The sequence below is a fragment of the Verrucomicrobium spinosum DSM 4136 = JCM 18804 genome (assembly GCF_000172155.1).
GTDB lineage: Bacteria > Verrucomicrobiota > Verrucomicrobiia > Verrucomicrobiales > Verrucomicrobiaceae > Verrucomicrobium > Verrucomicrobium spinosum.
Window position 1 is genome coordinate 6931599 of sequence record NZ_ABIZ01000001.1, and the last position, 24178, is coordinate 6955776.

11 protein-coding genes are annotated in these 24178 nt (G+C 62.1%); 9 read left to right on the forward strand and 2 right to left on the reverse strand.

Features of this window, described 5'->3' with window-relative positions; all coding sequences use genetic code 11:
• Window positions 1-63 precede the first annotated feature (63 nt).
• Both VSP_RS28225 and fxsT read left to right on the forward strand, forming a co-directional pair.
• The gene (locus VSP_RS28225) at window positions 64-5799 is read left to right on the forward strand and encodes an nSTAND1 domain-containing NTPase (RefSeq protein ID WP_009964954.1); all 5736 of its coding nucleotides are present in this window, start codon (window positions 64-66) and stop codon (window positions 5797-5799) included.
• Between the two features lie 352 nt (window positions 5800-6151).
• Window positions 6152-8758, forward strand: a complete 2607-nt coding sequence (gene fxsT / locus VSP_RS28230) for an FxSxx-COOH system tetratricopeptide repeat protein (RefSeq protein WP_009964956.1) — start codon at window positions 6152-6154, stop codon at window positions 8756-8758.
• 41 nt (window positions 8759-8799) lie between these two features.
• Here the strand turns inward: fxsT and VSP_RS40150 are convergent, their stop codons facing one another.
• Window positions 8800-9612, reverse strand: a complete 813-nt coding sequence (locus VSP_RS40150; protein ID WP_009964957.1) for a YMGG-like glycine zipper-containing protein — start codon at window positions 9610-9612, stop codon at window positions 8800-8802.
• Between the two features lie 3 nt (window positions 9613-9615).
• Window positions 9616-10143, reverse strand: coding sequence for a DUF3972 domain-containing protein (locus tag VSP_RS28240; protein ID WP_157211107.1), 528 nt, complete (start codon window positions 10141-10143; stop codon window positions 9616-9618).
• 500 nt (window positions 10144-10643) lie between these two features.
• On the opposite strand from VSP_RS28240, the gene VSP_RS28250 reads away from it, so the two are divergent.
• From VSP_RS28250 to VSP_RS28285, 7 genes are all read left to right on the forward strand, one after another.
• Window positions 10644-13217, forward strand: coding sequence for a hypothetical protein (locus tag VSP_RS28250; protein ID WP_157211108.1), 2574 nt, complete (start codon window positions 10644-10646; stop codon window positions 13215-13217).
• A gap of 253 nt (window positions 13218-13470) precedes the next feature.
• On the forward strand, window positions 13471-14613 hold the full coding sequence (locus tag VSP_RS28255; RefSeq protein ID WP_009964962.1) for an STING domain-containing protein: 1143 nt from the start codon (window positions 13471-13473) through the stop codon (window positions 14611-14613).
• On the forward strand, window positions 14610-18758 hold the full coding sequence (locus VSP_RS28260) for a tetratricopeptide repeat protein (RefSeq protein WP_009964963.1): 4149 nt from the start codon (window positions 14610-14612) through the stop codon (window positions 18756-18758). The genes VSP_RS28255 and VSP_RS28260 overlap by 4 nt, the downstream gene beginning before the upstream one ends.
• Before the next feature lie 44 nt (window positions 18759-18802).
• Window positions 18803-19267 carry a hypothetical protein gene (locus tag VSP_RS28265; protein WP_009964964.1) on the forward strand — a complete coding sequence of 155 codons (465 nt, stop codon included), beginning with the start codon at window positions 18803-18805 and terminating at the stop codon, window positions 19265-19267.
• A 241-nt stretch (window positions 19268-19508) separates the two neighbouring features.
• A complete protein-coding gene (locus VSP_RS42715) occupies window positions 19509-20021 on the forward strand; it encodes a hypothetical protein (RefSeq protein ID WP_156346486.1) in 513 nt (170 codons plus the stop codon).
• A gap of 457 nt (window positions 20022-20478) precedes the next feature.
• A complete protein-coding gene (locus tag VSP_RS28280) occupies window positions 20479-21543 on the forward strand; it encodes a toll/interleukin-1 receptor domain-containing protein (protein WP_009964969.1) in 1065 nt (354 codons plus the stop codon).
• A 12-nt stretch (window positions 21544-21555) separates the two neighbouring features.
• On the forward strand, window positions 21556-24174 hold the full coding sequence (locus VSP_RS28285) for a hypothetical protein (RefSeq protein ID WP_198141248.1): 2619 nt from the start codon (window positions 21556-21558) through the stop codon (window positions 24172-24174).
• The last annotated feature ends 4 nt before the right edge of the window (window positions 24175-24178 follow it).

Here is a 24178-nt window from a genome sequence, read left to right on the forward strand (position 1 = left end):
GCTTCCAGCCCGCGGCACTCACGAGGAAGTCACCTGCCACCTGACAAAAAAACCGGCCGCTCCATGAGAACCCTGCGCATCTTCATCTCCAGCCCGGGCGATGTGGCCGAGGAGCGAAAGCTCGCGCTTCAAGTCGTCTCCGCCATTCAGCAGCGCCGTCGGAGCCAGGTGCGCCTCGACCCTCTGGTGTGGGAACACTGGCCCCTCCCAGCCTCCAGCTCCGCCCAGGCTGGAGTCGATGCCAGACTGGCCGGGACAGAGGAAATAGACATTGCCATCTTCATCCTCTGGCACAGGATGGGGACCCCTCTGGAGCCCGGCATCGTCAAGCAGGACGGCTCACCCTACCTCAGCGGTACCGAGCGCGAGCTCGACCTCATGCTGGAGGCCTTCCAGCGATCCGGCAACCAGCGCCCCCTCACTCTCGTCTATGCCCGCAAAGATGAAGAAGGGTTCAGGAAAAAACTCACCGGCACCGAACTGGACCGGGACGCCATCCGCGAGCTGCTGGACCAGCAACAAGCGTTGGAGCAGTTCATCAAAACGCAGTTTTTCAACGGCCAGAAGCAGAATCTGCACGCACGCCACACCTACCGGGATCCAGAAGGCTTTGCCCAGCGCCTTATATTTCATCTGGATGATGCCATCAGTTCCTTGCTCGCCCACAATCCCACCGCCCCCCTCTGGCAGGGGAGCCCCTACCGCAGCCTGGAGTATTTTGACCTCGATCACGCCCTCATCTTCTGCGGTCGGGATGAGGAAACAGGTGATGTACTGGACCAGTTGAGTGAACAACGTCAGGCAGGCCGCCCCTTTGTGGTCATTCTGGGAGCCAGCGGTGCGGGCAAGTCCTCCCTGGCCCGCGCTGGCGTGGCCGCTTTCCTGATCCAACAGCCCTATCTTGCCGGCATCAAGAAATGGCTCCCCGTCATCATCATTCCGGGGCGGCAGCCCCACTCCCTGCACACCACCCTCGCCTTGGGCCTGGAATCGGCGCTGCCCGCGTTGAGCCAGCTGCCAGGCGGCATCGAGGCACTCTCCTCGAACCTGGACCAGCAGAACTTCGAAGCGGCCAGCATCCTCCTCACGCTGGCCTTTCAGTCAGCCGAAAGAGAGGCCGGTGGCCCCGTCCGCATCATCCTGGTGGTCGACCAGCTCGAAGAGCTCTGGCTCAACTCCGGCTCCACCCAGGTGGAACCTGAGACCTTCTTCCGCATCCTGGACTGGCTCTGCACCCACCATCCTGTGGACATCATCGCCACCCTGCGGAGTGATTGCTACCACCTGGCCCAGTCCTGCGAGACCTTTATGAAACTAAAGGTCGGCGCGGGCCAGTTTGACCTCACCGCGCCAGGCGACCCAGCCCTGCGGCAGATGATTACTGAACCAGCCCGGCTCGCAGGGCTCACGTTCGGGAGGGATCCCGAGAGCCAGCAGGCTCTCGATGAGCAGCTGCTGGCCGCGTCCCGTCGCCAGCCCGACGCCCTCCCGCTGCTGCAGTACACCCTGAGCGAGCTCTCTCAGCGGGTGAATGATGCTCGGGAGCTCACCTTCGCCGCCTACCAGGAGCTCGGCGAGATTGAAGGGGCCGTCGGTCGCAGAGCCCAGACCGCCTTTGACGCCATCGGCCCGGAGGCGCAAGCCACGTTCGATGAAATCACCTTTGCCCTCGTGACCGTGTCTCCCTCCGGCGAATCCCAGGCCCACCGCCTGCTCGCCCCACACGAGGAAATCACCAATACACCGGCCAAAAAGGAACTCGTCAACGCTCTGATCCAGCATCGGCTGCTCATCTCCAGCGCAGAGGGGGTCACCCTCGCCCACGAGGCCCTGCTGCGGCGCTGGGAAAAGCTGGCAGACGCCATCGCCCGCCACACAGAAACGCTGCGGCTCCGGGCCAGCATTGAACAAAACTTCCTCCAGTGGCAAAGGGCCGCCGAGGACGCCAGCCTCCTCCTGCAGAAAGGACTCCCCCTGGAGGAAGGCCGCCGACTCCTGAAGGCCCCCCAAGGCCTCATCAGCGAGCCTGTCTTGAAGTACATTCGAGCCTCTTTGAAGGAGGCTCGAAAGAATCAGATCGTGAAATGGGGCGTAGGGACCCTGGCATCCATTGTCATTGTGGGCCTGGTCATTGCCTATCTCCTCCTTCGGACATCCCGGGAGCTCGCGGACGAGAACCTCCAGCTCTCCAACGCGAACCTCCAGGAGGCTGTACTCAATCACTGGGGCAGCGCCCGCGAGGCCTTTGAGCTCAACGATGATCCGCCCGCAGGCTTTGCCCACCTGGCCAGCGCCGTTCGGTTCAATGAAAAACTCCCCGGTGACCTCCAGACTGCCAATCTCCACCAGGATGCCGTCTTGCGGCTCCTCCTCGCCCCCACGGTCAATGCCCTCCCCGCCACCACACCAGCGCTGCCGGGAAAATGGATCAGTCACGCAGAGTTCAGCAGAGATGGTAGTCAGATTCTCACCTGTGCCGGATCATCTGTGAACCTCTGGGATGGCCATACGCTCAAGGCCCTGGTAGCTCCTCTCACGCTCCCTGCGGAGGCCACCTTCGCCGCCATCAGCCCTGCCAAGACCACGCTCATCGCCATCGTGGCAGATCAGACCGTGTACCTGTGGGACCCCTCTGGAATCACCCCCGCGACGCCCCAGCAACTGCCCCATCCCGAAAAAGTCCGCCATCTCGCCTTCAGCCCGGATGGTTCGAGACTCATCACCAGCAGCGTCGACGGTCTGGCGCGGATCTGGACTCTGGGAGGCGCGAACCAGGTGAACCTCACCGTCCCTCACCAGGCTGAGTTTCTGCCGCAGTTCAGCCCAGACGGCACCAAGATTCTGGCAGGCAGCTCTCCCAAATCGGCCAGCCTTTTTGACGCCGCCACTGGCAAGCCCTGCAGCCAGCCCATGTCACACCAGGGCGCGGTCACCCACGCCTACTTCAACCCGGATGGCACCCGCGTCTTGACGGCCAGCGGGTGCAACCCCTCAGAAACCAGTTCTGATCCCGTCTGCGACAACACCATTCGCATCTGGGACAGCCTCTCCGGCAAAGCAGAAGGATCCCCCCTGCGGCATGACAACGTCACTCAAGTCATACTCAGTACCGATGGGGACTTCATCCTCTCCGTCAGCGCCGAGAAAGTCCAGGTGTGGGATGTGGAGCGGCAGACCCTCGTGACTCCCGCCATCAATCTGCAACCCGTCTTCTCCCATACATCGTCCACTCGATTCGCCAGCTTCCATCCAGATGGTTTTTCATTCGCCACCGCCTCCGGCAACCGCCATGCCATTCTGAAAGACATCTTCACCGGCAAGGCCATCGGGAGCCCACTTTACCATCAGGGCAGCGTTTACCTCACCTTGTTCAGCCCGGATGGCCAGAGACTGCTGACTGGCTCCGATGGCGGTGGCCTGCTCCTTTGGCACCCGGACACCGGCGCCCCTTCCGGCGAATGCCTGGACCCCGGCCCGGCCGATCACGTCCAGTTCAGCCCCGATGGCCGCTACCTGCTGGCCATCGACAACACGGTCGATTCAGCGCGCCCGAACACCGTGGGCACCGCGCGATGGTGGGACCTTGCCACCCGCCAGCCCGCCGCACCTCCCCTCGTCTGCAGGGCGCCCATCCTCGGTGCCGATTTCAGTCCAGACTCCCAAAGGCTCCTCATCGTCTCTGGAGGTGGCGTGCAGGTGTACCGGACAGCTTCTGGCGCGCCCGCCAGCCCCAGCATCTTCAGCCCTCTCCCCATCTGGTGCGCCCGCTTCAGTCCTGATGGCCATCTCATTGCCACCGGGAGCGCCCCTGTCAGACCCCGCCCGGCCAGCTACGCGGAAATAAATGTCTCCTCGAACCCACTCCGCGGTGAAGCGCGGCTCTGGCGCTCCGCCACCGGCCGTCAGACCGGCCGCACCCTGCACCATGAAGGCCCGGTCAACTCGCTCCTCTTTTCACCGGACGGCACCCGTCTGCTTACCGCCAGCCAGGACAAAACATCGCGGATATGGAGCGTCCCCGACGGCCATCCCGTGGGCGACATCATGCTCCATGATCATCCCGTCAACGATCTCAGCCTGGATGCCGGAGGCAAGATCCTCCTCACCGGCTCCGGTGTTTCACAATCCGAAAAAGTACAGCAGGCTGGAGCACTCAGGCTCTGGGACCCCCTCACCGGCAAACCAGCCTCTCCAGTGATGGAGACTCACTCACTGACGCGCAAGGTCCGCCTCGCACCCGGGGGCGAGACATGGCTCACCCTTGTCGGAGGAAGCGCCAACAACGCGGAGTCGCAATACTCCTTATGGTTCCCGCAGAAGGCCCGGAGAGGCTTCGTACCCCTGCCTCTGAAGAAAAGAATCCGTTCAGCATTATGGACGACTCCAGAGAAGGGGACGTGGCGAGGAGACTACGTCACGTCATTCGGGTATGGCGGTTGGGACAGTTGGAGCTACAGTGGCAGCGGCAGTTACTACTCGTACAGCTATGACTATTACTATCGCCTCAGCGTTGCCCCTCATAGTGAACCTTGCCCCCTCTCCTATCACCCTAAAGAATCCTCCATCGCCACCTTGCAGGAGGGAGGGTTGAGTTTCTGGAGCACGACCGATGGCAGGGCGATCGGTCCTCGCGTCCTCATCACCAGCGCCAGCAGGGACACACCCAGCGTCTGCTACAGTCCGGATGGCAGATGGCTGGCTACCGCTGGCGGCAAATGCGGCATGCGGCTCTGGGATGTGGGTACCACCGGAGTCCTCGCCTCCGCAGAAGACCTGCAAATGATCGGCGGCGTCAGCGTCTCCCACGAAGGACTCCTACAGCCCGTGCCGCTGGAAGATCGCCTGCAATGGCGGGCTCAACTGCTCGACTCAGCCCCTCAGGCAGACTCGCCATGGCGCAGCATCGTGCGTTGGCACCTTACTCCCAGGAACTCCCGCCCGCTCTTCCCTCACTCACCGCTCTCACTGGCCGATCAGGTGAACTGTTTGTCCCAAAGAGCGTTCGACACCGATTCTTCAGGGGAGGGTGACCAGGACATCCTCAAAGAAGTCTATTTCCTGAATCCCAGTCATCCCCTGGCAAACCGCCTGGCCGCAGGACTCCTGGCCAACTATGCCAGCCAAATTGCCTCCCCCTCAGAGGACTCCTCGTCCACCTCCGGGGAGGAAAGAGACGCCCGCAGAAAGAGCGCCATCAAGTATGCAGACAAGGCCCTCTCCCTAGATCCCGCCTCTCCCGGTGCCCTACGGGCCAAAGCCAACGGCTTGTGGTGGCTGAAGCAACCCCAAGAGGCCCTGGCCGTCCGCCAGCAGCTGTGCGCCACGCCTCATGCCACGGAGGTGGACTTTGGCGATGCCATGCGAGAAGCGGGTCGCGCTGGCAATCGTACCATCTTCCAGCTCTTGCTGGCGGATGGAGAGCGGCGTTTCCCCGGCTCATTCCCCCTCCTCCTGCAGAGAGCCCACGCCTGCCTGGAGTTGAAGGATCCCGCTGAAGCAGTCGAGGCCTTCGCCGCCGCCAGGACGCAAAACCCGAGGGCATTCCACGAAGACGACCTCTCGCACCCCGGCTATGCAGCCGCTCTCTGGGCAGTGGGCACCCCTGAATCGAAGCGCCAGGCGATCTCCGACTTCAGCGCCTTGATCGGTCGCAGAAGCGACTACGGAACTGCCTGGGCCTCCCGGCAGGACATCGAATCCAACTCCGACATCGAGCACTTCCGGCCCATCCTGCTCGACCTCCTCACCGCCACCCTGGCCAAACATCCCGACCTGGCCCCCAAAGCCCCACCCAAGTAAGCCGCCCCCATCATCGTCTTCATAGTCAGCATAAGTTTCCTCGCCCCCAAGTACAAGAAGGCGGAAGGCTCGGCCTCATTCAGGGAGATTCATCGCAACCCACTCGCCCCATCGCCTCCCCATTGAAGGCGGTTTGCATCATCACTCCCTCACTCCCTCACTCCCTCACTCCCTCACTCCCTCACTCCCTCACTCCACCACTCCACCACTCCACCACTCCACCCCGCCCCCTTGCGGAAAAATCGTTTCCCGCCCACGGCACCGCCATCTCCCAAACCTGGATGCGGATTCAGCACAATGTTGCTCAATCCGCACTTTCCTTACGCATCATCCCGGGCATCCTGCCTCCTGCATGGCCATCCAGATATTCATCTCCTGTGCCTCGGAGGAATTTCGCGAACTCCGCGAGAAACTTCGTCGCCACCTTGCAGCGGCCAGGTGCCACGTCCTCACCCAGGAAGACTTCCCTCAGGAACCCACGGGTCTGCTGGAAAAGCTCGACAGCTACATCCGCGATTGCGATGTCATCATTCACATCATTGGGGCATGCTCAGGCAGTATTGCAGACCCCACCGCTGTTTTGCGCTATCTCCGCCTCAATGAGGCTTTCCTCACAGCCACCCCGGCCCTTCGCTCGCTCTTGGGTGACTTCTCCACCCTGAGCTACACCCACTGGGAGGGCTTCATGGCCCTGCACCACCAGCGTCGGATCCAGCTCTACTATTTGGAAGGCAGTCAGCCTCAGCATCTCCAGCGCATGAAGCTAGCCCTGCCCCAACGCCACGGCAGCCGCTTTGTCGATGACACCGACCTCTTCGGCCAGTTGATTGGTGACCTCCGGGATCTCATCCCGCCGCTCCCAGCCACGCAGGTCAACAACCTGCCCGCCACCATTGGCGACTATTTTAGAGGGCGGGAGGGCACCCTCCAGGAGCTCCATCTACGCCTTGGCGGCACCTCCCGGCGCATGCCGCTCGCTATTCACGGCTTGGGCGGCATCGGCAAGACCCGCCTCTCCATCGAGTACGGTCACCGCTACGCCAGCGCGTACTCCACCCGCATCCTCGTCACCGCAGACACCCCGCAAAATCTGGAGCGCCAGCTCGCCGCTCTCACGGCCCCTACGGCACTGGACCTGCCCGCCCATCACTCCTCGGAGGAAACCATCCGCACTGCCGCCGTCCTCCGGTGGCTGCGCGAGCACGAAGGTTGGCTCCTGATCCTGGACAACGTGGATACCGTCGCCTCCGCACGCGCCGTGGAAGCCCTCCTGCCCCACCTGGATCGCGGCCACGTGCTCATCACCTCCCGCTTGAGCGACTTTGCCAGCACCGTCGCCACCTACGATCTACAGCTCCTGCCCGCGGAGGATGCCGTGGAGTTCCTCACCCTGCGCACTGGCACCCGCAGGTTCAGGACCCCCACAGACGACGCCGATGCCGCCACCCTCGCCAGACAGCTTGATGGCCTCGCCCTCGCGCTGGAGCAGGCCGCCGCCTATATCGCAGAGAAGCGCCTCAGCTTTTCCCGGTACCTCCAGCACTACGAGTCCCGCCGCGCCGAGATGCTCCACTGGCATCATGCCCAGAAGATGCAGTACCCCGCGCCTGTGGCCATCACCTGGCTTGCCTCCTTTGAACAACTGGGGGACGCTGCCCGTCACCTGCTGGACACCCTCTCCTTCCTCGCCCCCGAGCCCATCCCCAGAGCCTTGGTGGAACAGGCCGGAGACGTACCGCTGGACGAGGCCCTTGTGGAGCTGTCAGACTTCTCCTTGGTTCGCTTTCTCGACACCCCGCCCGGCACCTTCTCCATGCACCGCCTGGTTCAGGAAATTGTGAGAGATCGCGCAGAGTGCACGTCCCCCGCCAGCCAGTTCGGCCTGCGGGCCACCTCTCTCATCGTCCAGTGGGCCCCCTCCCACAGCCACAACGCCCAGACCTGGTCCCGATGGCAGCTCATTGCCCCCCACTGCAGGCACTTGCTCGATCTGACAGAGCCTTGGGGAGACCCAGACCCCGCCCCCCGCCTTCTCGCACTCTACGCCAGCTACCTCCAGCACCGGGATGGCGACTACGCAGCCGCAGAGGGACTCTACCGGCGCGCCTTGTCAGTCCGCGAAGCCCGGCTCGGACCGGATCACCCCGACACCCTCTCCAGCGTGGCAGATCTGGCCGATCTCCTCACCAACCAGAACAACTTTGCCGAGGCAGAACCCCTTTCTCTGCGCGCCTGGTCAGCACGTCTGCAGCTCCTGGGCCCCGACCATCCCGACACGCTCACCAGCATCAACCACCACGCTCAGCTCCTCTATGGCAAAGGCGAGTTTACAGCCGCCCTGCCCCTCCTGCGCGATACGCTGGCCGCTCGTGAACGCATCCTCGGCGAGGACGCCCTGGAGACGCTGGACACGGTCAGCGACCTCGCGATGGTCCTTCGGGAGCTGGGAAACAACGACGAAGCCCTGCCCTTGCTGCGCCGCGCCCTTGCCGGGAACGAGGCATTTCTGGGGCCAGATCACCCGGCCACTCTCACCAGCCTCAGCAATCTGGCCCTCCTGCTGGAAGATGAGGGCAACTACGCTGCTGCCGAGCCGCTACGCCACCGGGATGTAGAAGCCTCAGAACGCATCCTGGGCCCAGAACACCCCGAGACACTCACCAGCCTCAACAACCTCGGTCACTTGCTTCATTGCAAAGGGGACTATGCCAGCGCGCTCAAGTACTACCAGAAGACGCTCCGGCTTCGCGAGAAAATCCTGGGCCGCCAAAACCCCGACACCCTTATCAGTCTCAACAACCTGGCCGCCCTCTATCGCGACCAGGGAAACTACGGGGCCGCCGAACCCCTCTACCGCCGCGCCTCTGAAACCGCCGACCAAGTTTTGGGCGCTGATCACCCCAATGCCCGGCACTTCCGCAAAAACTGGGACTTCTGTAGATCGAAATTGGAGGGGTAGGAGGGTTACCTCACCTCTCTCGCGTCACCCCGTCACCCTTCTCACCTCCCAGCTCCCAGCGCCCCGATTGGCGACGCTGACGCGCCCACCGCTGACGAAGAATTATCTCCTCCAGACGAGGGTGCAGCAGACAACGATACCGCCGCTCTCGCTTGATCCGGCCCGTCTAGGGGGGCCGTTGCGCCCGCCACCAGTTGTTGCAGCGCGTTACGTTCCCACGTTAACATCTGCACCTCATGCTCTAAGTTTCGTCGCCGATGCGATGGCATCCCGCCCGCTCTCGCCGCGGCCACGACACTTTCCTGGCGCACCAGATCCCGGTTCAAGGAAGCCACCACCCTATTGGCTTCAGCCACCATGGCCTCCCGTGCCTTGAGGTCGTTCTCCGCTGCGGCCAGTTGCGCCTTGAGCACCTTGTTAAACTTGACCGCCGAGACCTTCTTGGAGCGCATTTTCTGAATGCTGAACTCAAGATCCCTCTCCATCGCGGCATACTCACGACGCTTTTTTACGACACTGTCGGCATACGTCAACCCTGCCGCAGATCCTGACACGCCGCCAATCAACGCCCCTTGCGCAGCCCCGCGGCCATCTCCCCTCGCGGCCCCAATAATCGCCCCAGCCGCAGCGCCGACGACAGCTCCCAAGGCCGCACCTTGCACGTAGGTATTCTTCACCTCGATCGCCTCCAGATCCTTCCGCGCGCGCTTCACCTCCGCCACCCCAGGACGAGGAGACAGCGCACAAGAGGTCATGACCGCGAGCAACGCCACCGCGGTCACCGGCCGGAAGGGATGCCAGAACTCCCTTGCCCGAAGGCGGGCTGGAATGAGGGGGGACGTGCCGCAGGTCATGGTCTAGAGATCGCGCCCGGCCTCCATTTTTTCACGAAGATTCTGCAAACTCGCCAGCTCCGCTCTCAACACACGCCGTTCCTCCATCAGCGCCGCCACGGATTTCTCGGGGTCGGCTTGCGCATCCAGAATCTTTGCATCCAGCGTCGCGATCGCGTTCTGCTTCTTTCGGATCTCTGTGCGCAAGGTCTCCAGTTGCGCCTCTTTCCTGGCGACTTCGCTCCCCTTTTCTGCCAGCAACTCTTGGGTGGCCTTTTGCGCTTTCACTTGGGCAGATTGCTCCGCCTCCAGGTCCTTCATCCTTTGCCTCTGCATCGCGAGGCGAACTTTGGCCTTTGATGGGGAGAAAAAGAGCGTGTCTTCATACGGGTTTCCAGTGGTGGCGCATCCCGTCATCCCAACCGCAACGGCCATCCCCAGACAGAGGCCCGCCACCCGGGGGCACACCAGCTGTCCACCCCGCCATGCCATAAACGGCCCCGTGGCCGCAGAAGGCGACACATCAGGGCTTATTTTCGGAGGGGGGTTCATGCGAAGGAGGGTGGAAGCTTTATTTGCTCTTAAAAACAGCAGAGAAGACCACCTCCGGCAAACAATACCTGGGTCTAAATGTCCCTACTCCACGCAGGTCAACTCTCACTCGCCCAATGGGGTCGCCTCAGCATCGCTGCTTGATCCGCTCTTCAGCTTCAGGTCCGCTGAGGCCTCAGAGACAAAGATGCCATCGGACCTCCCGATCCACACGCTCCCGGCAGCCGTCCCGATGGACGGTATCGGGCGACCGCTCACCTGTATCAGCATCGCGACAATCCCCCCCCGATCCTGGCAGCCTCTGCCAAAAATTTGCAATTCGGAGCATTGCCAAACACCGGGCGTTTCAATCATTATCTCGTGGCAAAAAAAATCGCGCGGCATGGATTCTGCGTGGAAAAACGCCCTCCCTTATGTCCAGCACCTCCGGTTCAGGCCTCCAAAGTTCATCCCCCGCGAACTCGTCACCAAGCCCCCCTCTCAGAATACGCTGCGGTCTGGTGCCAGCATTCATTGTGGGTGTAAGCGGAAATCGCGACCCCAAGGGCTACAATCCTGAGCACTTTGGGGACAGGGCAGCCGAAGCAGCTGATGAGATCAAGACACTCATCTCAGAAGTCCATTCCGTATTCGACTGGCTGCTAGCCGTAGCTCCCCCAGACACGGCAGGTCCCACATGGCGGCTCAACCCAGATACACGTCGGTATGAGCCGGGCTCAACCACACGCAAAAACACCCGCGAGACCTATGCCTCCTGCTGGGAACCGCTGGGCCTGCGGGATACACCCGTCATCGTGCTCACGTCTCTTGCACCTGGCATCGACACCCTTGTCGCCGAAGCAGTGCTGGAATACAAAAAGTCTCACACGCATGCGAAGATCTCCGTAAGAGCGCCTCTCCCATTTGCTGAGAAGGAATACCGCAACAGCAGCACATTCGATGTGGAGCCCAAGGTTCTGGCTAACGGCGAGCCCAATCCACTCAATGCGCCCGGTGCCAACAACTTTCAACGGATACGGTTCGACAAGCTCCTCGCCCGCCTCCGTGACGAGCAACCCGGATTTGAAGAGGAGAGGGACATTTTTTGCATCCCCCTGGATCCCAGCAAAAGCCACATGGTCGGGGCTTCCGATCAGGCATCTGCCGAGAAGACCCGCCGCATGCGCTACCGCGCTTCTGGCGAGTATGTCGCGGCTCATAGCGACCTTCTACTCGCCATTTATGACGACCAAGATCATCGCTTCAAAGCAGAAGAGAAGATCAAGAGCCAGGGAAAACAGCCCACGCCAGAGGAGCTCCTGGCACACTCGCTGAGAGAGTACGAAGATCTCACAGCAGCAGGAACGCCCGTCATTGTGGAAGTTAAACGTCGCGGTCTGACAAACCGGCTGCTCCCCATCCCTGCTCCCATCTCCTGGGCGGATGCCGGTCCAGTCCTGCACATTCCCATCTTACGCACGAGCAGAAAAGATGAAGCTCCTACAGACCATCAGAGCCTTCGTCTGCTGCAGCCGTACGAACTGCTCCCCGCAGGAGTGTCACAAGAGCAGCACACATCCCCCGCCTGGCAGGAGAATGGTGACCGGCTCCTTCGCGAAGGCATCTCCAGCCTCATTCGCCTGAATGAGGAGAGCACCCACCAAACCGATGAAGAGTCACTTCAAATCGCACTCAAACGCCACTTGGGCCTCCCAAGAAATGGAGCGCTTCCAGGAGCTCTCAGTCAGCTTTCCTTCCCCTTTGAAGGCATGGCCAGCCTGCGTCGCATCGTGGCAGACTTAAACGCCCTCTACGTCTCGCGGGTAAACCGATGGGCTGCGTTGTTTTTCTTCCTCACATTCCTTGCGGTGGTCTTCTTTATGGCCTCCGGTATTGAGTGGAAAGATGTCCATCCGTACCTGGAACGTCAGAGCTGGCAGATCCGCACCACACTTTTCATCCTGGCTTCGGCAGCCGCCCTTGGCTCGTTCCCCATCTATTGGAAGTTTCGCAAAGCCCGGCTGGATGACCGTCAGCACGACTATCGCGGCATTGCTGAAGGGCTTCGCGTTCAGTTCTACTGGTCTCTTGCCGGCGTCAACAGTTCCGTCGCCACCAGCTACATTCAACGCCTTCGCGGCGAGGTGAGCTGGATCCGCAGCGTCGTCAACAGCGTCAGCTTCCCCTATCACCGGACCACCAAAGGCTTCGCAGCAATCGAACCCCCTGCGGAAAAACTCGCCCTGCTCGAAGCTGTGCAGAAGGGGTGGGTAAAAGAACAAAGCGGCTATTTCCAGAAAAAGGTCCGCGAGTGCACGCAACGCGGGGACTCCCTGAAAGGGATCGCCACAGCTCTCCTGACTGCCGGTGCACTCATGGCCGCGATGAGCCTCTTCGCCTCCGTGTTTCCCCAGCATCTGCCCAAGCTTCCTGCTCCCCGTAGCCTCACCGTCACAGCTACTGGAGTTTTGGGCATCCTCGCACTTCTTTGGACGGTGGAATGGATCATGTGGGGCGGGCTCCATCCCGTCCTGTATTTCATCACCCGGGAACGATGGCCTGGACCAAAGCCTCCCTACTCCCGTAAACACATGGTGCTCCATTTCTGGAGATTCTTCTTTCCTCCGCTCTGGCATGACCGCATTTCCGTCACCCAGCAACAGTCGCAGGATCTCGCCCAGCGCATTCGACGTTTCTGCGCGTTCCTGCTTGGGACGTCCCTCGCCCTGTTGATGCTGGGGTTGATTCTGCACACCTCCACGACAGCTACAGCACCAGGCATCCTGGCTGGCGCCGCCAAAACCATTCTCCTCACCCTCAGTGCTTTGGCGGTAGTGTGGAGGGAACGCCAGTTCATCGCGGAGGACATTCGTCGCTACACTGCTACAGGCGGACTCTTCAGTGCTGCAGCCGTCAGACTGGACAGGTATTTGGGTCAACTCCGCAGCACCCAACCCCCAACCCCGGGCCAGGATCCCATCCGCTCCATCCAGGAGCTGCTCTACACGTTGGGGACAGAGGCGTTGGCCGAGAACGCCGAGTGGATCGTCATGCGCCGCACCCGCCGCATCGAGCCCATCACCCCCGACCTCTGACAACGTTATTTCCCAAACTTACGCATTCCTAACTCCTAAACACCCTCCGCAGAAGACTCTGGGAGCCCGCCGCCACCGCCTGACATCACTCACTCCACCCCTCCACCCCTCCACCCATCCACCTCTCCACCTCTCCACCTCTCCACCTCTCCACCTCTCCACCTCTCCACCTCTCCACCTCTCCACCTCTCCACCTCTCCACCTCTCCACCTCTCCACCTCTCCACCTCTCCACCTCTCCACCTCTCCACCCCATGATCCCCTCCTGGAGCTCCGACCAACGCCTCGACATCCTCATCCTCGGCCCCATGAGCGACGATGAAACAACTGCGGCCTCCTGCGTCCCCGTGCAAAAGGCCGTCCAGGCCCTGCTGGATGAGCCCGCCCTCGATGAGTTTCTCTCGAAGAACCACATCGCCCCCGCAGACCGGCAGGTTCACGCCCCGGAGAGCTTCCGAGGAGCCAACATCTTTGACAGCGTTCTGTCCCGGCTCGACACCGCCGATCTCGTCATCTTCAACCTCACTCCCAAGCCTGGCAAGGCAGAGGCCAGCGCCAATGTCTTCTACGAGCTCGCGCTCGTGCATGCACTGGGCATCCCCGCCATGTTCCTCTATCACAAGCCAGCAGAAGATCCTGTGGATCCCGCTGCAAAAGAGAACAACGAGCCCCCCAAGCAAGTCCCCTTCTACGCCAGGGAAATGCACCAGTTGCGCGTCAAAAAGTTCGACCACGCCACGCTCGTGGAGACCCTCCGCCCCACGCTGCATGACTTCCTCATGCGGAAGAACGCACAGAACAACTACCTCAACGACCGCGTCACCCGCTTCTACGGCCTGCCCGTCATCGACATCTCCGCCGCCACCGGTCTCGCCACCGGATACTACTTCAACTTCCTCTCCCGCCTCATCACAGAGAATAGTTTCCTCGGCTCCCATCCCCACCTCATCAAAAAAGTCGTCCTCGTCCGGCCCACCTCCGTTGACAGCACCTACCAGGCCGACCTCGATCAGCTAAAAACCTCTCTGGCCGCCGCAGGCCACACCCTAGCCACGGAGAAGCTCTCCCCTCCCGCCCACGACAAACTCGGGCCCCTGTGGTTCGACCACGTCAGCGGCATTGTGGTGGACATTCCTCGCACCATCTACCCCCTCCAGCTCGCTCCTCGGCTTCTTTCCCTGCAGGACCGACACCGGACGCAGGCAGATGATGCCACCGATCGCATTGTCGACCAACGGCTTCACCAGTTCGGCGACCAGTTGATGGATCGCTTCATGCACGCCATCCGCTACCAGATCCGCCGCGCTGGCACGACCGTCCGGGGCAAACTCGTGCACTTCACCACCATGGACGAGGCAGCATCCGACATCACCCAGCTCCTTTCCTCCACGCCGTGAAGCCCGTCATCTTCATCTCCGCCGTCTCCAAGGAGCTCGCCCCCAGCCGCCAGCTCGTGGCCAATACGCTCCTCCTCCTCGGCTACGAGCCCGTGTGGCAGGACGTCTTTGGCACGGAGGCCGGGGACCTCAAAAAAGTCCTGCGCAACAAGATCAACCGCTCCCGCGGCGTCATCCAGCTCGTGGGCAACGCCTACGGGTTCGAGCCCAAAACACCCGACCCCGAGTTCGGCCCCGTCAGCTACACCCAGTACGAGGCCCTCTACGCCCGCAAGCGCGGGCTCAAGGTCTGGTACCTGCAGATTGAAGGCAGCTTCCCCGTCACCCCCTACACCCCGGAACCGCCCGAGCACATCCAGCGCCAGGCCGAATATCGCGAGAAGATCAAGCAATACGCCGACCTCCGCCACAAGGCCCAGACCCCCGTGGACCTTGAGAACACCGTCCTGAAGCTGCGCAACGACCTGGAGCGCCTCCGCGGACGCTTCAGCGCCTGGATGACCACCGTCACCCTCGCCCTCGTCATCATCCTCGGCCTCAGCGGCTGGCACCTCGTCACCGCAGAGAAAGAACGTCGCGCGGCAGAAGCAGCCAGACTGGAGGACAGAAGAGAATTCCTCGAGTTTAAGAACCTCTTCGTACGCGATTACGAAAGAGGCCTGATTCCCCCCCGGGCCACCGGCCCCACCTCACCTTCCGCCCCCAACAGCTCGCCTGCCGGTCTCAGCGACCAGCAACAACTCACCCTGGAGAGCAGGTACCCCGTTTGGGAGAAAGAACTCGGCCTGCCAGAGGGATCCCTCGCCAGCCGCATCCCCCGTTATATGAAAGAACTCACCACCTCCCCAGAGGTGGACCTCATCGTACGCGCCCAGGCCCTCATTGCCCAGGGCCAGTATGCTGAAGCAGAGAAGGTGGCCCTCCAGGCCAGGGGAGCCGCCCTCGGCGACACCAGCAAAGATCTCACCAAACTCGTGGAAGCCCTGCGCACCGCGGGCCGTGCTGCCCGGGAGCTTGCCGGAGAGTCTCATGAAAAAGACAGTGCCGCCCACTACGAGCGGGCTAAGACCTACTTCGAGACCGCCCATTCCCTCACCAGCGCCGGGAAAAACTTCGACCAGTGGGTGCTAGTAAACTGCGGCATCGCCCTCATTCACGCCATGCGGAACCAGCCCGCCGCCGCGCTTGAGGCACTCAACGCTATTTCAGCCTCCCCAAGCAACCGCTCCACCAATGCGAGCTACTCTCTTGTAGAGGTCGCCCAGATGCTCGGCCGACACGGCAACGGCCGACAGGCAGCCCAGGTCCTGGAGAAGGCTCGCCAGCTCCTCCCCGTGCCTCCTGAATCCCCGGTGGACCTGATCAATCACCGCTACTACATCGCACAGAACCTGCGAGCCCAGGGATTGCGGACCCAGGCCGCGCAAGAACTCCAGTACATTCTGGATGAATCCCGCGCCCTCGCCACCCCGGCAGGTGACAGCCTCGCCATCGCCGCAGCCAGCTTCCGCACCCAGATTCTGGCGGAAACGGGCAGCTACCTCGAAGTCATCCCCGTCGCCAAGCTCGCCATTCAGCTCAACAACAACGCTGATCCCACCGGGGACCTGGCGCTGAACGCCACCCAGCATCTCGCCCTCGCCCTGCACAAGCTGGGTCGCCTCGCAGAAGCCGCCCCCCTCTTCACCCAGGTGGAGCAACGGTGCCGGGAAATGCTCACCCACCTCCAGCAGCAACTGGGTGAAGACCATCTCCAGACATACAACGCCTTGATCAATCTCGCCTCCGTCCTGGTCGCCCAGTCCAGACGGGCCGAGGCCCTGCCCCTCCTGCAGCAAGCCCACGCCAGCCGGGAAAACACGCTCGGGCCCAATCACGCCTCCACTCTCTGGGCCCTGAGCGAGCTCGCCTCCTGCCAGCTCGATCACGGTGCCTATACCGAAGCAGAAAAAAACTCCCACACCCTGCTGGAAGCCCGCCGTCACACCCTCGGCGAGCTTCACCCCACCACCCTCTATGCGGAGGCCACCCTCGCCTGCGTCCTTCACTACGCCGGCCGTCTTCGTGAGGCCGAGCAAGCCTTTTCCACCCTCCTGGACAAGAGGACACAGGTCCTCGGCACCAGTCACCCAGAGACCCTGTGGACACGCAAGGGCCTGGGTGACAGTCTCTATGCCCAGGAACGCTATGCCGAAGCAGAGATCCATTTCCGCGAGACCTTCCTGCAACGACGGGCCACCATGGGCATCCACGCCCCTGCCACCCTGGAGGCCTACAACAGCCTCGACCTCACCCTGGGCGTTCTGGGAAAGCATACCGACGCTGCCGCCCTGGCCGAAAGCTCCCTCCCCGATCTGAAAGCCCGCCAGGGAGACACCCACCCCGACGTCATGCGTGTCACCTTCGCCTATGCGACCGCCCTAAGGAAACTGGGCCGTCATGCAGAAGCTGCCGCCAGGTTCAAGGAAACTTGGCAGGGCTGGGCGCAACAACCCTCTCCACAGCACTACCAGTCCCTCCGATCCCTGGCAGAGTATGCTTATGCCCTGAAACTCTCCGGGAAGGTCGAAGAGGCAGCCCCCCACCTCCACGACCTCAGCAACCAGCTCAAGAACCTGCCCCGGGATGAATCTGATGTCGCCACAGATGAGATGGGCCTGCTCGCCGGCACCCTCTTCTACGCCGGATATTTTTCCGAGGCGAAGACCGCTTTCAACATCGTCTACGAAAACCGCCTCAAATCTCTTGGCGAAACCAACGAGAACACCCTCTGGGCCCTGAAGGCCGTGGCCGACTCCCAGCGTGAGCTCAAGCATCACGCCGAATCTGAGTCCAACTACCAAAAAGTCTTCGACATCCGCCAAAAACTACACGGACTGAACCACCCCCGCACCCTGATTGCGCTCGTGGACCTCTCCTCCTCCATGCAATGGCAGAACGAGTTCGCCGCCATCGTGGCAAAGATCGTGCCCGAGGTAGATTCCCTCTACGCCGCCGGACCACCCACCAACCACTGGATCTACAACACCGTCTTCCACGTCGGCCTGGCGTATAAAAATCTCAATGAGCCCGCCAAAGCAGCCCTCCAGTTCCGGCGCGCCTGGGAAGGCTACCGGTCCCTCAGCGACAAACGGCTGAACTCCGCCTACCAAGCCCTCGCTGAGTACGCCCAATGCCTGGAGCTGGCGGGAAACAAGCCGGATTCCCAAGCCCTCGCCAAGGAAGTGGAGGCGGTGGCCGATGAGTTCAAGCCAGGACTGAAACCCACCCCTGACGATCTCTCCATTCTCAGCAGTCTGGCCTGCGCCCTCTTCTACACCGGGCAACCCGCCCGTGCCGCAGAGCTCTTCTCAGATGTGCATCGTGCCAGAGTCCTCACTCTGGGCGCGGCTCATCCCGATACCCTGTGGGCCTACAAAGGCGTGGGAGACTCCCTGACCAAGCAGGGCCAATACGCGGACGCAGTCCCCCTCTTTGAAGGCATCTTCGAGATCCGCCGGCAGAACGGTGGCTGGACCAGTGAGCCCACCTTCCGCGCTCTGGATGACTACAGTAACGTTCTGGATCGGCTGCAGCGCTTCGCAGACATGGAAAGCCTGCACACCCCTCTCGTGGACGAGCTGAAAAAGACTCCCGGCATTTCCAAGACAGAACTGGCCGCCGTCATCCACCGTCTCGGCTATGCCCTGCAACAGCAAAAGAAGTTCAAGGCAGCCGCCGTGCAGTTCCAGTCCGCCTGGGACACGCGCAAAGACCTCCTGGGCAAGGAACATGCGCTTACCTTGGACACGCTGGAGCAGCTGGCAGACTGCCAGTCCGAAGCGGAACAATACGCCCCTGCAGAGAAGAACTACCGCGAGCTCCACAGGCTGTCCGTTCTCTCCCGTGGTGCCAAGGATCCTCACACTATGTGGCTGGCAGGCAGTTGGGGCGGCATGCTCCTGCAGTTGAAACGCTACACCGAGTCCGAGGAAATACTCGAGCAGAACTATCGATCACAGGCCCGGATCCTCGGCCCCCTGGACAAAGACACCCTCTGGACCAGAGACGCCTGGATCTACGTCCTCCGCCAGCAGAACAAGGACAAAGAAGCCGATAAACTGGAAAAGACCCTGCCCAACAAATCGGACGCCACAGGGCAGTAACCCTCCTGTCATCCCACCATTCATCCCCTTGACCCCACCCCGCCATGCCTGACCCCGCCATGCCTGACCCCGCCAACTTCTACACCTTCTGGACCGGAGCCCTCAACTTGGGCGACACCCCCGGTGTCTTCACCGACGCTACCTTCACCGGACTGATCCTGCAGCTTCCCGTCACCATCACCTACCTGGCAGGGGATGCCAAAGAGCCCATCCGCGTCCTCCTGGAAACGACGGAAGTGGAAATCTTCGACGGTAAAAAGCACCCCGTCCTCTGGGACTGGACTCCGGGTGAGCCTCTCTCCAGGCCGGTGGGTTACATCAATGACGAGCAACTTGCCCCAGGCCAGCCGGAATTTCATTACCTCGAACTCACCACAAATGAGGCCAAACCCGGCAAACACACCCTCACCATCCTGGTCAATCCCGAGGTGGCCGCAGGATTGAAGGATGACTTCATCCTCAAGCGCATCGGAGCGGACAACCAGATCGGCGCCAAGATCGGCTGGTAGGCACAGCACCGCCCAAGTCAGAGCCTGCGCCCCCCTTCCACAACGTCGTCGGCAACGACGTTCCCAATGGTACCATCTGCATTCACGTCTGCTTCCACCAGTTCTCCAACAAGAAGGAGCTGGTTGCAGACCCTAACGGCACGCCACAAGCAGCGCCTCCACCAGGGCAATGAGCGCGCCATCGAAGTCCCAGACATCACCCTTCTGGGCATGAGCATGGTGGGCCTGGTAGCCAGCACAGATGGCATCCTCGCCGTCTGGCTCAAAGGCCTGGCCAGAACAGCAGGTGGCAGACCTGAAAGGCCTCCTTTTTAGCCCGGCCTTCGTCGTTCCCACCGCCATCCGCATTCTTGGGGACCTCGACCACCCCATTCCCCCTACGCAAGAAGCCCACTTTCATCTGTTCGCAGAGCTGGCATCACGCCCAAAGTGGCAGGATCTGGCCACACTGGCACTCCTCGCAAAGAAACGAGCCCAGCTCAGCGACCAGCCCGCTCTCGCCACCGCCCTCTCCCATTGGCTCGATACCGCGCTCGCAACGCGCCAGTGGACCGCCGCGCAACTGGAAGGCCACGCCATGGAGCATCTTCAGCATCTGCGTGCAGACGGCCTGCCTCATGTCGTGCTGGAAGTTTCCTGGGAACGCGACCCCAACGTAGATCCCAGACTCGTCACCCCCGGGATCTTACCTCCGGGTCGGAGGCCAGCCATGGTCCCTCGGTTAAGAAGCTGGCCAGGTGCTCAAGCTCTGTGAACGAGTTCTTCCAGTGCAGACAACGGCTCCATACCTGCCGCCGGAGAGATGTCTGAAGTTTCCATGCTTTCTCATTTAGCACACCCAAGGAATAAAGTTTTCTTGGAAACTGCAAAAAACTCTCCTGGCATCCTAAAGCACTCAGCGTTCCACACACCGCCCTTCTACTCCACGCGATCACCTGACACGCTGCCAACATATTCAACACGAACGACATCCGCTGCCTTTCTGCCCGAACATCATCAAAAACATCTACCGGAAAAGGATGCACGCTTGCTTGCAATCAAAAATTACTCCTTGCAAGCGCCGACTTTCTCCATCATTTGCGCGACACACAAGCTGGTACATCACCTGACGTCTGCGCACGGTCACGGCCTGAGCACTGTAGTGGCAATGGCCGTGTCGTCGTCCGGCGGCAGGCTGTCCCAGCGATCTCATTTGCCTTTTCAGTCGTGTCATGACCTCGTCGCCATTCGACTTGTTTATCTCTTATCAGAAGGCGCAGGCGGCGTGGGTGGAAGTCTTTGCCAGGGATCTGGAGAGCCGTCTGGTCGTGGAGGAGCGCGGGGGCCGTCGTCCCTTCAAGTGCTTCTACTACACAGACTCCATCCTCCCCGGTGACCACTGGCACCGGGTGATGATCCAGCACGCCGAGACCGCACAGCGTTTCATCTTCATCTTCACGGAGGAGTCCTACCTCTCCAACTACTGCATCCTGGAGCTCGATGCCAGGCTTCACCGGGATATCTATGAAACTACCCTCTTTGTCCTGAGGGACGGCACCCGGCTGAGCCAGACGCCCATGCGCTTTCGCAAGCACCTGGATCTCACACAACCCGATCAGTATCATTGCGGTGTGGAGAAAATCATCAGCTGGCTCTGCCACAGGAAGCCCAGTGACAAATTCACCATCCGCCCGCTGCATGGGACGGCACCAGCCCAACCGGCCCACCTGCCCCACCCCACACTGGACCTGCACACCGCCACCCGCAAGATCGTGCAGAAGATTGGCACCCTGGTCGATCGCAACTCCCAGGAGCCGCTCGGCCCAGCCTGGCGCTCCGCCCACAATGAGTTTTTGTGTGACCCGGACATTTTACAGAAAGCCGCCATCCTGTCGCGTCCCTCCCTGGCGTTTCAGTGGCTGGATGAGACTCAGGCACAACACACCCTGAGGGTCATCGAGACGTCAAGGGGGACGCTACGGCGTGACGGGCTGGCCACCTTCCGCGTCCTGCTGAGCGGCCGTCTGCCCGCGTGCACTCAACCGGCACCCCAGGACGAGGAGACCTTCTTCGATGACGGAACCCTCGCCACCCTGGTGCCGCAGGACCCGCACAGCCTCCACGCTGTCGGCACCCCCGTCATCGTAGGCGGCTGGAATCAGCCGGGCCCCCTCCATTTCCCGAGCGTCCCTCCAGAACGGGTGCCCAACGGCTCACCCATTTTTGACGCCCGGGCCCAGCTCGTTGGCTACTTGGCACACACACCGGATGGCCAGCCGCTCGCCCGCCCCCTTTAGCCGACTGCTCTCATGTCCACCCTGCCTCCCGTGCCCCCTGTCCCCGGCTCTCAACCACCCAACGGGGTGCCACCCGCCGCCGGTGCGGCATCCCCCCCTCCAGCACCCTCCAGCCCTCCGCCGCAGCCAACCGCGCCTCCGCAACCTTCTGCGGCCAGCCCAAGTTCAGCCCCCCCTCAGGTTTCCCCTCCCAGCCCGGCCCCGGTGGCTCCTGCGTCCCCTGGCCCTGTTGGAGCCGCCGTTCCAGCAGTAGGGGCATCCCCGGCGGGTACCACCGGTGGCGCGCAGCTTCCGGATGTCACCTCCAATGCACCCGCCGCCAGCGGTGCCGCCCCCACTCCGCAGCAATCTGCCGCCCGCCCCAAGGATGAGAACTTCTTTACCGACACTCCAGAGCCCGACTCCGCCGCCCCCCCTGGTGCGCCGTCGGCCGCCTCCCTGGATGATCCCTCTGAAGAGCTCACCAACCAGAACCGGGCGGTGTACGAATCGTTGCTCGAAGAGTTCGCCCCCTATGCCGCCCGGCTGCGTGACTCCAGCATCCTGGTGATTGTATCCCCGCATGAGGACCTCACCTCCAGCGCCGCCATCTTTGTTTCCTCGCACTCCTCGCTCGGCAACGCCCGCCCCAGGGTCTTGATTGAATGCACCGGGCCCTTGACGGACATCCTCGCCTCACGGAACCGCTGGCGCATCGGTCATACCGAGCAGACTCAAGGCGGGAGGGAGGTCGTGCTGCTCATTCACGCCCACTCCACCCAGCACCTCGCCCATGTGCGGGACCTGCTGAAGAGCAGGCGGGGGCAGGGTTTCCCGGTCGATCAAAAGTTCTTTGTCATCATCGAGCTCAGCGATGAAGCCGGGCGTGGGTTCAATCCCCTTATGGACTCTGCAGGCTTCCCCGTGTGGGAGATCGATGCTGTGCCCCACCTGCTGCGACAGCACCACACGCCGCAGGATGCTGACGACTGGCTGGCCAGAGTCCAGGCAGCACGCGCACGCGGTGCAGGACCGGCTGATGCGCGCGACTTTGCCTACTGGCTGGACGCACACCTGCGGCATGGCACATTGTCCGGTGCCCTGGATGCCACCACCCGGCCAGAACACATCCCCACCGGCAGGGAAATACTCTCCCAGGCCAACCGGGTGGAGAAGTGTGCCCTCTTTGCCGCCGCCATGTTTCCTGGGGCAAAGATGGGTGAGTTCGAGACGCTCGTCCAGGCCCTCGTCAAAGAAGAGACCTGCCAGCCTCCCGCCGCCTCACGATCAGGCGGAGATGCCCCCGCCCCCATCCCCGGCCCGGTGTACTGGGAGCGTCATCAGGAGGAGCTTTACCAGAAGCTACAGCTTGAGCACCGCCAGGAATCCGGCTCCATGGTGGTGGACTTCCGCCTTCCGAGCCTGCGCGATGGCGTGCGGTCCGCCCTCTTCCCCCCGGACGTCACTCGCTGGCTCAACCGGCTCCACCAGGACGGCATGCTCCTGGACCCCGCCCTCTCCCGGGCCCTGATCAACCGCCTCGTGGAAATAACTGCCGAGGCCGCCCGCGACCGGGATGACATTTTCAACCGCCACTGGCTCCTGGCACGCCTGCGGGACATCCAGCACCAGCGGGCCAGGTTCAGCGGCCTCCAATCGCAGCTGGACCAGGCCAGCCAGGCCCCGGAGTTGCGCAGCCTTCTCTCCACACTGCGCAAGACGCACCGCGCCCAGCACCGCCAGCTCATGGCTGCGCTCACCGCCATCTGCCGTAGTTTCCTCGGCTCCCCCACCACCCAGCCCGCCGCCACCGGCTTTCTGGATGACCTCATTCAGGAGACCCAGCCCGAGTGTGAGGATGCGCTGGACATCATCTTCCGCCTCGACGGCACCAGCGGCTTTGAGCCCGGCAGGTACTACTTCAGACTTCTAAACTCCACCAACACCCGCCTGCGCACCCGCATCCACCGGCATCTGCTCTCCCGGGCGAAGGAGCGGCAGGGCCACCACGGCCCCCAGCAGGCTTGGGACACCATCTCTGAGGTGTACCGGTGGCTGCCCGCTCCCGACCCCCAGCTCAGTTTTGGCGCAGGTCACCGCTGGACGCTGGCCTTTCTCTACTCCCTGTGGGAAGACTATCGCGATGCCTGTTCCAAGGTCGGGTGCGCCGAGCAGGACATCCCCATTCCCTGGCTTGCCGAATGCCCAGACCTCCCCACTCCGGAGACCCGGCTCCAGACCATCCTCCAGTGGCTCTCCCACACCCAACTCCCCAATTGTGTGGAGGAGGTCATTCGCTCCATCACCAAGGAACTCCGGTCTGGGACTGGAGGATCTCTCCAGTGGACCATGATGGAGTACTACTACCACCCTCGCACCGTGGGAGAGGGCCTCGTCGCGGAGGTCCTTGCAGGCTTCTACCTCCTCTCTGGGGACGAGCGCTGGCATCAAATCGCCGACCACCTCCGCCAGACCCTCCCGCTTAAAACAAGGGAGGCACTCAATGCCATCATTCGCCAGATCGGGGATGCCCCTCTGGATGCCACCCCCTCCGCCACCGTGCCCACCCGGGCAGCCCTGGAAAAACACCGCATTCGTGTGAGGCGCGCCTACAGCCTTGCCCGTCGCCTGCTTGTAGCCACCACCTCCTAGCCCG

What these genes read in the sequence shown, in the direction of transcription:
- VSP_RS28225 (WP_009964954.1), top strand. Translation starts at nt 64, where the DNA reads ATGAGAACCCTGCGCATCTTCATCTCCAGCCCGGGCGATGTGGCCGAG.
- fxsT (WP_009964956.1), top strand. Translation starts at nt 6,152, where the DNA reads ATGGCCATCCAGATATTCATCTCCTGTGCCTCGGAGGAATTTCGCGAA.
- VSP_RS40150 (WP_009964957.1), bottom strand. Translation starts at nt 9,612, where the DNA reads ATGACCTGCGGCACGTCCCCCCTCATTCCAGCCCGCCTTCGGGCAAGG.
- VSP_RS28240 (WP_157211107.1), bottom strand. Translation starts at nt 10,143, where the DNA reads ATGAACCCCCCTCCGAAAATAAGCCCTGATGTGTCGCCTTCTGCGGCC.
- VSP_RS28255 (WP_009964962.1), top strand. Translation starts at nt 13,471, where the DNA reads ATGATCCCCTCCTGGAGCTCCGACCAACGCCTCGACATCCTCATCCTC.
- VSP_RS28265 (WP_009964964.1), top strand. Translation starts at nt 18,803, where the DNA reads ATGCCTGACCCCGCCATGCCTGACCCCGCCAACTTCTACACCTTCTGG.
- VSP_RS42715 (WP_156346486.1), top strand. Translation starts at nt 19,509, where the DNA reads ATGGCATCCTCGCCGTCTGGCTCAAAGGCCTGGCCAGAACAGCAGGTG.
- VSP_RS28280 (WP_009964969.1), top strand. Translation starts at nt 20,479, where the DNA reads ATGACCTCGTCGCCATTCGACTTGTTTATCTCTTATCAGAAGGCGCAG.
- VSP_RS28285 (WP_198141248.1), top strand. Translation starts at nt 21,556, where the DNA reads ATGTCCACCCTGCCTCCCGTGCCCCCTGTCCCCGGCTCTCAACCACCC.